The organism is Nocardioides sp. NPDC004968 (assembly GCF_040608935.1).
GTDB lineage: Bacteria > Actinomycetota > Actinomycetes > Propionibacteriales > Nocardioidaceae > Nocardioides.
In genome coordinates this window covers 36,729-49,025 of record NZ_JBEXJF010000004.1, presented here as the reverse complement: position 1 = coordinate 49,025, position 12,297 = coordinate 36,729, and the positions used below count along the sequence as shown (strand labels likewise).

Annotated in this window: 9 protein-coding genes; 3 read left to right on the top strand and 6 right to left on the bottom strand. The window is 70.8% G+C overall.

Features of this window, described 5'->3' with window-relative positions:
• The first annotated feature begins 18 nt into the window (after nt 1-18).
• Nucleotides 19-867: a DUF3097 domain-containing protein gene (locus ABZU72_RS07000; protein WP_160028223.1), complete on the top strand. Its 849-nt coding sequence runs from the start codon at nt 19-21 to the stop codon at nt 865-867.
• Between the two features lie 7 nt (nt 868-874).
• Here ABZU72_RS07000 and ABZU72_RS06995 read toward each other — a convergent pair whose 3' ends face one another.
• Nucleotides 875-1,069, bottom strand: a complete 195-nt coding sequence (locus ABZU72_RS06995) for a PspC domain-containing protein (RefSeq protein WP_355018139.1) — start codon at nt 1,067-1,069, stop codon at nt 875-877.
• A gap of 99 nt (nt 1,070-1,168) precedes the next feature.
• The gene (gene hemW, locus ABZU72_RS06990) at nt 1,169-2,380 is read right to left on the bottom strand and encodes a radical SAM family heme chaperone HemW (protein ID WP_355018138.1); all 1,212 of its coding nucleotides are present in this window, start codon (nt 2,378-2,380) and stop codon (nt 1,169-1,171) included.
• Between the two features lie 94 nt (nt 2,381-2,474).
• Between hemW and ABZU72_RS06985 the strand changes: the two genes are divergently transcribed.
• Both ABZU72_RS06985 and ABZU72_RS06980 read left to right on the top strand, forming a co-directional pair.
• Nucleotides 2,475-3,692 carry an MFS transporter gene (locus ABZU72_RS06985; RefSeq protein WP_355018137.1) on the top strand — a complete coding sequence of 406 codons (1,218 nt, stop codon included), beginning with the start codon at nt 2,475-2,477 and terminating at the stop codon, nt 3,690-3,692.
• Between the two features lie 92 nt (nt 3,693-3,784).
• Nucleotides 3,785-4,492, top strand: coding sequence for a GNAT family N-acetyltransferase (locus tag ABZU72_RS06980; protein ID WP_355018136.1), 708 nt, complete (start codon nt 3,785-3,787; stop codon nt 4,490-4,492).
• A 119-nt stretch (nt 4,493-4,611) separates the two neighbouring features.
• Here ABZU72_RS06980 and ABZU72_RS06975 read toward each other — a convergent pair whose 3' ends face one another.
• From ABZU72_RS06975 to ABZU72_RS06960, 4 genes are all read right to left on the bottom strand, one after another.
• Nucleotides 4,612-8,031, bottom strand: coding sequence for an error-prone DNA polymerase (locus tag ABZU72_RS06975; protein WP_355018135.1), 3,420 nt, complete (start codon nt 8,029-8,031; stop codon nt 4,612-4,614).
• A gap of 12 nt (nt 8,032-8,043) precedes the next feature.
• Entirely contained in the window at nt 8,044-9,561 is a 1,518-nt protein-coding gene (locus ABZU72_RS06970; RefSeq protein ID WP_355018134.1) for a DNA polymerase Y family protein, read from the bottom strand.
• Between the two features lie 76 nt (nt 9,562-9,637).
• Nucleotides 9,638-10,327: a hypothetical protein gene (locus ABZU72_RS06965; protein WP_355018133.1), complete on the bottom strand. Its 690-nt coding sequence runs from the start codon at nt 10,325-10,327 to the stop codon at nt 9,638-9,640.
• A gap of 137 nt (nt 10,328-10,464) precedes the next feature.
• Nucleotides 10,465-12,231: a serine hydrolase domain-containing protein gene (locus ABZU72_RS06960; RefSeq protein ID WP_355018132.1), complete on the bottom strand. Its 1,767-nt coding sequence runs from the start codon at nt 12,229-12,231 to the stop codon at nt 10,465-10,467.
• Between the last annotated feature and the right edge of the window lie 66 nt (nt 12,232-12,297).

Sequence of the window (12,297 nt, the reverse complement as noted above, 5' to 3'; positions counted from 1 at the left end):
TCCACTAACGTTCTCCGGATGAGCGATCGCTACGGCTCCGACGTACTGGCCGGCGACTGGCGCAAGCCCAAGAACGGGCGTGCCGTCGAGACTCCCGCAGAGCTGGGCGCGGTGGTCGAGGAGGTCGAGACCGATTTCGTCGGCGAGATCGTGCGGATCGACCGCGACCTGCACACGCTGACCCTGGAGGACCGGAAGGGCAAGCGGCGTACATTCCCGCTGGGGCCGGGCTTCTGGCTCGAGGGCAAGCCGGTCATCCTCACTCCCCCGGTGACCCGCACGGCACCCGCGAAGCCGACCCGCACCGCGTCGGGCTCGGTGGCCGTGGACAACGTCAAGGCCCGGGTCGCGCGCGAGTCGCGGATCTTCGTCGAGGGGCGTCACGACGCCGAGCTGGTCGAGAAGATCTGGGGCGACGACCTGCGGATCGAGGGCGTCGTCGTCGAATATCTGGGCGGTGTCGACGACCTCGCCGACCACCTGGTCTCGTTCAAGCCTGGACCGCAGCGGCGGGTCGGGGTGCTCGTCGACCATCTGGTCAAAGGCTCCAAGGAGGCCCGGATCGCGGAGTCGATCCGGCGCTCCGCGGTCGGTCAGCACGTGCTGATCGTCGGTCACCCGTTCATCGACGTGTGGCAGGCGGTCAAGCCGGCCCGGCTCGGGCTCGAGGCCTGGCCGAACGTGCCGCGGTCGATCGAGTGGAAGAAGGGCATCTGCCAGCACATGGGCTGGCCCCACCGCGATCAGGCCGACATCGCCCGGGCCTGGAAGCACATCCTGGGCCGGGTCAATTCGTTCGGCGACCTGGAGCCCGCCCTGCTCGGGCGGGTCGAGGAGCTGATCGACTTCGTGACCGAACCCGTCTGAGCCTCGGTCAGTAGGACGACTTCTTCGGCATGATGATCCACAGCACGATGTAGACGATGAACTGCGGTCCGGGGAGCAGGCAGGAGATGACGAAGGCCAGCCGGATCAGGTTCGAGTTGATGCCGAAACGGTCGCCAAGACCGCCGCAGACGCCGGCGATCCATTTGTCGTTGCTGGGACGGGAAAGAGTTGTGGTTGCCATGACTCCACTCTCCCCTCTCGGGCCCTCTTTACCAATCAGGATCACCCCTGATCCTTCGATCAGGACCAAGGTCCCGGACTCAGGGATGCTCAGGGATGCTCAGGGGAGCAGGTCTCGGACCACCGCGTCGGCGAGGAGCCTGCCGGTCTCGGTGAGGAAGATCGTGTCGTCGGCGACGGTGACCAGACCGCGGCGTACCTGCTCCGGGAGAGCGGCGCGGCCCTCGTCGTCGAGGGCGTCTGCCGGCAGGCCGTCGGCAAGTCTCAGCTCGAGCAGGACGCGCTCGACCCGCCGGTCCTCCTCGGCGAGGATCTCGCGGGCGTGGGCGGGGCTCTGCTCGGCGCCGATGCGGTCGGCGTACGCCTTGGGGTGCTTGACGTTCCACCATCGAGTGCCGCCGACGTGGCTGTGGGCGCCGGGGCCGACACCCCACCAGTCGCCGCCCTGCCAGTAGAGCATGTTGTGGCGGCAGCGCTGGGTCTCGTCGGTGGCCCAGTTGGAGACCTCGTACCAGGTCAGGCCGTGCTTTCGGAGGGTGGCGTCGGCCAGCTCGTACTTGTCGGCCAGGTCGTCCTCGTCGGGCATCTCGATCTCGCCTCTTCTGACCCTTCGGGCCAGGGCGGTGCCGTCCTCGACGATGAGGGAGTAGGCCGAGATGTGGTCGGGGTTGCTGGCCAGCGCGGCGTCGAGGCTGGTGCGCCAGTCGTCGATCGACTCGCCCGGAGTGCCGTAGATGAGGTCGAGGGAGACCTGCTCGAAGCCGGCCTCGCGCGCCCATTCCACGACCAGCGGGACCCGCTCGGGGTCGTGGGTGCGGTCGAGGGTCTCGAGTACGTGAGGGACGGCCGACTGCATGCCGAAGCTGAGCCGGGTGAAGCCGCCCTCGCGCAGGGCTCGCAGGTAGTCCAGGTCGACGGAGTCGGGATTGGCCTCGGTCGTCACCTCGACGTCGTCGGCGAGGCCGAACTCGTCCCTGATCGCTCCGAGCATGCCGGTCAGGTCGCTCGCCGGCAGGAGCGTCGGGGTGCCGCCGCCGAAGAAGACGGTGTCCACCTGCTTGTCACTGTCGCCCAGCACCCGGCGCGCCAGCCGGACCTCTTCGATGGCCTGGTCGGCGTACGTCTGCCGGCTCGCGCCGGGACCCAGCTCGATCGCGGTGTAGGTGTTGAAGTCGCAGTAGCCGCATCTGACCGTGCAGAACGGGACGTGGACGTAGAAGCCCAGCCCCTTCTCCCCCAGCGTGCTCAGCGATTCGGCCGGTAGTGACCCGTCGGTGGGGGCAGGGTCACCGGGAGGCAGGGCGGAAGGCACCCCTCCATTCTCAACCCCCGCGCCGAGTTGTCAGAAATGGGGTCGAGTGGGCAGTTCCGGCGGGGAGCCGGTGCTACGCCCCTAGAATCGCCGGGTGACCGTCCCGGGGTTCCGTACGTACTGGACCGCGGCGACGATCGGCGCGTTCGGCAGCTCGGTCACCGTGATCGCGATCCAGGTGCTGATCGTCTCAGTTCTTGACGCGAGCGCCACCGAGGTCGGGTTGATCAGAGCGGCGCAGTTGCTGCCGTACCTGCTGCTGGGATTGGTTGTCGGCGCACTGGTGGACCGGATGCGTCGCAAGCCGGTGCTGGTGTGGTCGAACGTCCTTCTGGCCGCGACGTTGCTGGTCATCCCTGCACTGTGGGCACTGGACAGGCTCTCGCTGTGGGCCGTCGCGGTTGTGCTGTTCTTGTTCGGGACGCTCAATGTCATCGAGTTCGCAGCGCTCCAGTCGTTCCTGCCCCGGCTGGTGCCGAGGTCCGAGCTGCTGGCCGCCAACGCGCGGCTCGACCAGAGCGAGACGGTGGCACAGACGACCGGCCCTGTCGTCGGTGGTGGACTGGTATCGCTGCTCGGTGCGCCGTGGGCAGTCCTCGTGGACGCGGTCAGCTACCTGGTCAGCGCCGTGCTGATCGCACGGGTCCCGATCGACGAACCGCCTCCACGACCGACCACCACCCGGCTGCGGCAGGAGATCATCGAAGGGGTCCGCTGGATCTACCTGCACAAGACACTCGCTCCGCTGGCCTGGTCGACCCACGTCTGGTTCCTCGGGAACAGCATGGCCGCCACGGTGCTCGTCCCGTTCGCGCTTCGATCGTTGGGACTGAGCCCGCTGACGTACGGCATCGCTCTTGCCCTTGCGGGAGTCGGTGGTCTCCTCGGGGCGCTGCTGGCCACGCGGCTCGGACATTCGTACGGCGCCGGACGGATCGTTCTTCTCGGGCGGCTGCTCACCATGGCCGCCTGGGCAGTCGTAGCTCTCGCGCCTGCGGCGTCTGCGGGCGCGACGCTGTCGTCGTCGTTCTTCGCCATTGCCGCCGGGCAACTGCTCCTGGGTTTGGGGATGGGCGTGGAGAATGCCAACGAGATGGGCTACTGGCAGGCGAACACACCGGACGAGGTACAGGGTCGGGTGAACGCCACCAGGCGTTCGGCCAACCGCACGATCGCCGTCGCCGGTGCTGTGGTCGGTGGTCTGCTGGCCGATCTGGTGGGTTTCCGGCCGACGTTGTGGCTGGCCGTCGCGGTGTTCGCGGTCGCGTCAGCGATCCTCGCCCTGTCGCCGTTCCGGTCGGCGCGGCACTGACCTTTCTCGCGCAGAGCGCAAGGCACCCGTCCATCGATCCACCTGTCGAAAAGGATTAACCGTGACTGGGGCGGTGGTGGGAAAATTCCGGCGTGTCCGTCTCGCAGCCTGATCTTCTTCTCGACGATGTTCTCGACAACCCGGTCTGGCACTCGCTGACCGGTGCGCACGCCTCGCTCGCCGAGGGCTCGGGGCTCGCCCGTCGCTACCGTCCCGACATCTCGCCCTTCGCCGCCGTCTCCGACCCGCGCGAGCCGCAGGCGTGGCGCGACCTGGCCGCGGCCGTCGGACCCGGCGGCACCGCGCTGATCACCGGCGCGGCCGGTGTCTGCGGGGACGGGTGGTCGGTCGTCGACGGGGGCGAAGGGGTCCAGCTCGTCGAGACGTCACGGGTCGCTGCCGCGCCCGACCCCGAGGCGGTGGTGCTCGGGGATGCCGACGTACCCGAGATGCTCGACCTCGTCGCCCGCACCGAGCCGGGACCGTTCGAGAAGTCGACCCACACGATGGGTACGTATCTGGGGCTGCGCCACGAGGGCCGCCTCGTCGCGATGGCCGGCCAGCGGATGCACCCGGGCGGCTGGATCGAGATCAGCGCCGTCTGCACCGCGCCCGAGGCACGCGGCCGCGGCCTCGCCAGCCGCCTCGTCCTCGCGGTCACCGCCGACATCCACGCCCGCGGCTCTCGCGCTCTGATGCACGCCTCGGTCGCCAACACCGGCGCCATCTCGGTCTACCTCGGTCTCGGGTTCGAGGAGCGGCGGCGTACGACCTTCGAGCTCTTCCGCGCGGCCGGCTAGCGCCGAGACGTCGCCCGCGTCGAGCGAGACGTCACTCGCGTCGGCCGAGAGGGCACCGGCTGCCGTCTCGGCCGACCTAACCGACGCCTCGGCCGACGTAGCTGACGCCTCGGCAGTGGTCAGTGGAAGTCGCGGGAGCGGTGGCGGGAGGCGATGGCCTTGGCCGCCTCGGGGTGGATCTCCTCGAGCGGGGCGAGGCGGTCGGCGACCAGGTTGGTGACACCGTCGTTGCGCTCGAGGATGCCGCGGATGAGCATGACCGAGGTGGAGACAGCGATCTTGCGGTGCTTCCTCCACAGGCCGGCGGAGCAGACGACGTTGAGCATGCCGGTCTCGTCCTCGAGGTTGATGAAGGTGACGCCGCCTGCGGTCCCGGGGCGCTGGCGGTGGGTGATCAGGCCGGCGACGGTGATGCGCCGGCCGGGCTCGGAGGTGGGGAGGTCGCTGATCTTCGGGAGTCCCGCCGCGGTCAGGCCGGCCCGGAGATGGGCGAAGGGATGGCTGCCGGGGGTCACGCCGGTCGCCCACAGGTCGGCGAGGGTCTCCTCGACCGGGTCGAGGCCGGGCAGCGCGGGGGTCTCGGCGGTGAATCGCACTCCTTCGAGCTGGTCCTCGGTCTCGGTCCAGCCCGCCTGCCACAGCGCCTGGCGACGGCTCGATGTGAACACCTCCAAACATCCAGCGGTCGCCAGCGCCTCGAGCTGGGCGCGTTCCAGCCCGGCGCGACGGGAGAGGTCGAGGGAGTCCTTGAACGGTGCCTCCTCGCGGGCCTTCACGATCCGCTTGGCAACGTCCTTGCCGATGCCGCGTACGGAGTCCAGGCCCAGCCGTACAGCGAAGTTGCCGTCACGCCGGTGCTCCGGGGTCGGGTCGGGGGTGCCGGGCACCCACGGGGTCTTCTCGCCGTCCAGCCGGCAGTCCTCCTTCCCGGTCGGTGACACGACGTCGACATCGAGCGGCTCCATGTCCGCGGCGGCCTGGCTGAGGACGAGGTCGGGGCGGCGTACCTCCACTCCGTGGCGGCGGGCGTCCTGGGTCAGCGACTGCGGCGAGTAGAAGCCCATCGGCTGGGCGCGGAGCAGGCCGGCCAGGAACGCGGCCGGGTAGTGGAGCTTGAACCACGACGAGGCGTAGACGAGCTTGGCGAAGCTCAGCGCGTGGGACTCGGCGAAGCCGAAGTTCGCGAAGGAGAGGATCTGGGTGTAGACCGCCTCGGCCGTCTCCTCGGCCATCCCCTTGGCGCGCATGCCCTCATAGAGCTGCTCCTTGAGCGAGTCGATCCGCTCGAGACCACGTTTCGAGCCCATCGCCCGGCGCAGCAGATCGGCGTCGTCGTGGTTGAAGTCGCCCAGGACGCGGCCCATCTCCATGAGCTGCTCCTGGAACAGCGGCACCCCGAGGGTGCGCTCCAGCACCGGCTCCAGCAGCTTGTGGGCGAAGCTGACCTCCTCGCGCCCGGTGGCCCGGCGTACGTAGGGATGGACCGCTCCACCCTGCACCGGCCCCGGCCGGATGAGCGCGATCTCGATGGCCAGGTCGTAGAAGCAGCGCGGCTGCAGGCGCGGCAGGGTGCCGATCTGCGCGCGCGACTCGACCTGGAAGACCCCGATCGAGTCGGCCCGGCAGAGCATGTCGTAGACCGCCGGCTCCTCCTTGGGGATGGTCGCCAGCGTCCAGCCCTCCCCCAGGTGCTCGAGAGCCAGGTGCATCATGTGGTCGAGCGCCGCCAGCATCCCGAGCCCGAGCAGGTCGAACTTCACAAGGCCCATGTATTCGGCGGCGTCCTTGTCCCACTGGATCACGGTGCGCTTCTCCATGCGGGCACGCTCGATGGGTACGACCTCGCCGATCGGCTCCTCGGTCAACACCATGCCGCCGGAGTGGATGCCGAGGTGACGCGGGGCTCCGTGGATCTCCTCGGCCAGCGCGAGGACCGGAGCGGGGATGCCGACGTCGTCCGGTGCCTCGACGCGGGAGTAGCCGAGATGCTTGGACCAGGCGTCCTGCTGGCCGGGGCTGTGGCCGAGCGCCTTGGCCGCGTCCCTGACCGCCATCTTCGGCCGGTAGCCGACGATGTTCGCGACCTGCGCGGCGTTGCGCCGGCCGTAGGTGTCGTAGACCCACTGGATCACCGTCTCGCGCTTGTCGGAGTCGAAGTCGACGTCGATGTCGGGCTCCTCCTCCCGGTGTTCGGAGATGAACCGCTCGAACGGCAGCTTGTAGAAGACCGGGTCGATCGCGGTGATCCCCAGGGCGTAGCAGACCGCGGATGCGGCCGCCGATCCTCGCCCCTGACAGAGGATCTTCTCGCTCCGCGCGAACTCGACGATGTCGTGCACGATCACGAAGTAGCCCGGGAAGTCCTTGCGCTCGATGACGTCGAGCTCGTGCTCCACCCGCTTACGGGCCTTCTCGACGAACTCCGGGTCGGTGGCGTACGCCTTCGCATAGCGCTCCGCGAAACCCTCCTCGGTCAGGTGCCGCAGCCGGCTCGCGGCGGTCTCGCCCTCGGGGATCCCGCGCTTGGGCAGCTTCGGGGTGGCCTTGCGCAGGTCGAAGGCGCACTCCTCGGCGATCTGGACGCTGCGTGCCACCGCTCCCGGGTAGCGCCGGAAGAGCTGGTCCATCTCCTCCCCCGACCTGACGTACGCCACCGGGCCGGCCGGGAGCCAGCCGGCGATGTCGCTGAGGGTGCGGCGCGCGCGGACCGCCGCGAGCGCGTCGGCTACGCGGTGCCGGTCGGGCGTGGCGTAATGGACGTTGTTGGTGGCGACCGCGGGCAGGCCGGCCTCGCGGGCGATGCCGGCGAGCAGGTCGTTGTCGTAGGAGTCGGTCGGATGGCCGCGGTCGGTCAGCTCGACGACGACGTTGTCGTGGCCGAACCTGTCGGTGAGGTCGCGCAGCGCCCGGGCCGCGGCGATCGGGCCGGTGCCGGTGAGGGCTTGGCGTACGGCGCCCTTGCGGCACCCCGTCAGGATCAGCCAGTTGCCGGCGCGAGCCCGGTCGGCGAGCTCGTCGAGGTCGTAGGCCGGCCGGCCCTTCTCGTCCCCGCGCAGCTGCGCCTCGGTGATCGCGCCGGCCAGCTGCCGGTAGCCCTCGACGCCCCGGGCGAGCACCAGGAGGTGGCTGCCCTCGGGGTCGGCGATCCCGTTCTGCGGCTTGGTCAGATCCAGGGACAGCTCGGCGCCGTAGACGGTCAGCAGCCGTGCCGGCCCCGTCAGCTTCTGCGCCGCCTCCGCGAAGGCGGGAGCCCCGTAGAAGCCGTCGTGATCGGTGATCGCGATCCCGCGCAGCCCCTGCCGGATCGCCTCGCTGACCAGCGCCGATGGGGAGCTCGCTCCGTCGAGGAAGGAGAAGTCGGAGTGGGCGTGGAGCTCGGCGTACGGCACCACCGGGCCCTCCGGCCCGCGCACCTCCTCATCGGTCAGTCGCTTCTTGCGCCGCGAGATGGGCGCGTCGCCGTAGGGGTCCTTCGGCGGACGACCCGACAGTCGCCGCTCCAGCTCCTTCCACGGGATCTCGGGGTTGTTCCAGCCCATCAGCCGAGCCCATCAGTCGTAGCTGGCTTCGGTGAGCCAGTGGTCGGTGTCGAAGGTGGCCAGCCAGGCGCGGCCGTCGACCCCGACGAGCTGGAAGCGGGCGACCCGCCGCCCGCCGCCGGGCTCCCACCACGCCTCGGTGACCGGCCACGGACCGGCCCAGGAGGCGACCCGCTGCCAGGGCTGGCCGGCCGAGGGGCGGTAGCGGGCGGGGTCGGCGGAGACACCTCCGCGCGGGAGCACCAGCACCTGCCGCCCGGCTTGGTCGCAGACCTCCGCCGGCCACGGTTCGGCCAGGACCCGGGCAGGCGCCGGCGGCGGGATCGAGCCCGGCCACGGCAGTCGGCGATCGCGGAGAGCGGTGGGGCGGTCGCCCCAGGGGACGTACGCCTGGCGGTCGCGTGGCGTCCGGCCGCCCTGGAGCACCGGGGCGACGACGGCCTCGTGGCCGAGCAGGCCCTGCACCCGGGCGATGCCACGATCGACGCGCTCGTTCGTACCGCCCCAGAGACCGTCAGCGTGGACCGCCTCGGAGACGGCGACCTCGGGGACGAAGCGGACCTCGGTCACCGCCCCGCCCGCAACGACCCCGGCCAGCTGCCAGTGCAGCCGGTCGATGAGATCGACGGAGGAGAACCACCGCGGATGCGCCCAGGTGCGAACCGAGTCCGGGACGTCCTCCATGGCGACCTCGATCCGCACCTCGGTGCAGACCTCCTGACGCGTCGCGAGGCCCTTGACGAACCCCTCCGCCGCCTGCCGGGCCGAGAAGCAGACCGCCTCGGCGGAGTCGAGCGGCGGCTCGAAGGCCACCTCGGTGGTGAGCTCGGGCGGTGGTGTACGCCCCGTGACCGGGCGCGCTCCCTCGCCGTGGATCACCCGGCGGACCCAGGCGGCCTGCGCGCCGAAGCGCGCCTTGACGTCGGCCCCGGGCAGGTCGGCGAGGCCGCCGAGCGTGGTCAGGCCGAGTCGCTGCAGCAGGCTGACCGCGTTCGCGTCCTCGAGCACATGGACCGGCAGGGCGCGCAGGAACGCGGTGGAGCCTCCATCTGCCGGGACGGCGTACGTCTCCTGCAGCCCGGCGCTCCGCGCGGCCTGCTCGGCGGTGAAGAGCTCATCGGCGATGCCGATCCGTACGTCCCAGATCCCGAGCCCGACCACGCACTCGGCGATCGCCGCACCGGCCTCGGCCTCGCCGCCGTAGAAGCGGGCCGGCGAGCGCAGCGCGACCAGCCCGGGACGCAGCGGCATGACGCCGGGGCGCAGCTCCTCCAGGCGCACCAGCACCTCCTCGAAGACCCGCGCGTCACGGGCCTCGTCGGCGGCGAGCACCTGGATCTCCGGGCAGCGCGACTGCGCGTCGCGGCGCCGCATCCCGCGCTTGATCCCGAACTCCCGCGCCGCCTGGTTGTAGGCCTGGACCCGGTTCTGCGCGAAGACCGCGGCGGGCAGGTGCCTCGGCAAGCCGGCCTCGCCCAGCGCCGCGGCGACCGGCCAGTCGGCGCACCAGACCACCAGCGTACGACTCATGCCGCCGCCTCCGTAGAGCAGTGCCAAGAATACGGACGCGGCGGCCTGAGGCTTATGGTCGCTCGCTGACGCTCGCTCATGCCGACTCCTGTTTCCGCAGGTCAGCGAGGTCAGCGACGGGTTCGAGGACGCGCCGCAGACCGCCGTCCTCGGCCGGGAACCAGAGCGCCGTACGCCGCGGCGGAGCCGTCCCGCGCACCGCCTCGACCACCATCCTTCTCGCCCGGAGATGGCCGTCGCCGTTGCCCAGCCCGACCCAGCGCGGCTCGGTCGCCCGCAGACGTACGTCTGCTCTCGGCCACTCCCCCAGCGCCACCAGCGCGGCGCCGCGGGTGCGCAGCCGGGCACCGATCTTCTCGGCGACGCCCGGGGTCACCCGACCGGTCGGCCGGACCAGCACCAGCGTGACCACATCGACCAGCGCCGCGGTCGCCTCCAGCCAGGAGTCCTTCGGCCGCGGCACCAGGATGGTCCGCTCCAGGTCGACCCCGGCCTCTGCCGCCGCCTCGACGCCGAAGTCTTCCACCCCGACGACGGCGGTCCACTCCCCCGCCGCCGAGGGCCCCGCGAGCAGCAGCATGGCCAGCGACAGCGAGTCGGCCGCGTACGTCCCGCCGGCCCGAAGCTGCACCACCCCACCGAGCGCCTCGTGCGTCGCAAGCTCCGCGCCGATGCCCGGCTTCTGCTCCAGCCGTCGCACCTTCGACCGAAGCTGCTCGATCTGAGCCAGCTTCTGGTGTCGCTCAATCCCCGCTACCACTCCCACTCAATGAGTATCGAACATTTGTTCGAACGGAGCAACCCCGCCGAGGCGTCACTCCCGCTGGCCGAGACGTCGCTTACGTCGGCCGAGCGGGCATTGGAATGCCATCTCGACCGACGTAGGTGACGCCTCGGCAGGGGTCAGCCGCGAAGCGCGGAGGCGAGGTAGGCGAGGCGGGGGTAGTCGGAGGTGGGGAGGGCGGTGACGGTGGTCGTCTTGGCCACCGCGATCTTCCAGTAGGTCGCGCCGGCGACGACCAGGAAGTCGGCCTTTGACGAACCATCACCGGACAGGGGCGTCGTGATCAGCTCGGGTACGCCGAAGGCCCGGAGGGCGGCGATGACCGGGGAGCTCTCCTCGAGGGCGGCGCGGGCGGCGGCGACGAGGCCACCGTGGGCGTCGGGGACGGCGTTGACGCGCAGGGTCTGGATGCGCGGCTCGGCCTCTGGCGAGAGCATGACCTCGATGTCGTAGCGGCCCTTCTCGGCCGGCACCACGGCCAGCGCGACACCCATCGCGCGGGAGAAGTAGCCGTAGGGCGCGCCGCCCAGCGGCAGTCCGACCTTGGCGCGCGCCTGGGTGATCTGGACGCGCCGGGCGGCATCGGGCGCGTCGAGCTCGACGTTGTCGGCGAACAACGACGGCAGCGCGAACACCTCAGCACCCGCAGGATCGAAGGTACGCAGCCGCTCGACCGCAGCCTCCAGCGCCGAGTCGAGCCGCGGCAGCAGGCCCTTGACCACCGTCGAGAACCGGTGCGGACCACCATCGGCGAGCTCGTCGGAGACCAGCGAGCGCAGCGCGGTCATCGCGGTCGGGGAGGCACCGGCGTACGTGCTGTTCGACAGCGTGATGACGCCCAACCCCGTCGCCGGGTGCCAGACCATCCGCGAGCCGTAGCCGGGGTAGCCGCCGGAGTGGTGGACGATCTGCCCGAGCCGGCTGTCATGGTCGACCATCAGGCCATAGCCGTAGCCCACAGCGACCGCGCCAACCCCCGCCTCGGCACCGGAGAACCCCAGCGAGGCAGACACCGAGCCGAACCGGTGCAGCTGCTGCATCTCCCGCCGCGACGCCTTCGACAGCGGATGCCCGTCGGCGGCGGAGGAGGAGAAGGCGCCCACGAACCCGCCGACCCAACGCGCCAGGTCGGCGACCGAGGAGTGCAGACCCCCCATCGCGGCGAACGACCCGGACGGCACCGACGGGATCGCGGCCCACGTCGGCGGACCCTCGAGCCGGTCACCGGCCCACGCCGGATGCAGCGGCAGCACATGACCCGGCACTCGGTTCGGCACCGCGTCGGGCGAGTAGGCCGAGGAGGTCATCCCCAGCGGCGCCAGCAGCTCGTGCTCGACGAAGTCCCGGTTCGCGCCCTCAGGAGACGAACCACCGACGACGTTCTCGATCGCGCGCCCGAGCAGCGCATAGCCGAGGTTGGAGTACTCGAACCCGACCCCCGGCTCCTGCCCGGTCGAGAAGCCTCCGTCGAGGAACGTCCCGAAGTCGTCGTAGGACAGCGACTCCTGCCGGTCGCCCCACGGGTCGTCGGTCGGCAGCCCGGCCGACATCGAGAGCAGCAGCCGCAGCGTCACCGCCGGCGAGTCGGCGGAGTAGGGCGCCTGGTCGACGAGCTCGGGCACGTACTGCGCGATCGCCTCGTCCAGGTCGACCAGCCCGCGGTCGCGCAGCAGCAGCACCGCGGCCGCCGTGAACGACTTCGACATCGACGCGATCCGGAAGACGCTCTCGGCCGTCGGTGCCGGACCGCCCTCGGTCGTCGCCCCGAACGCGCCGGAGTGGAGCAGCTCCGAGCCGCGTACGACTCCATAGGCCAGGCCCGGAGTCAGGTTCTCCTCGAAGCGCTGCTGGAAGAGCTCGTCGACGACGGAGGTGTTCAGGCTCATACAGGCGTTCCTTCGGTGGCAGAAGTTGCTCGACGCCTTGCAGCCTAGAGGGCCACAGTTGCACCG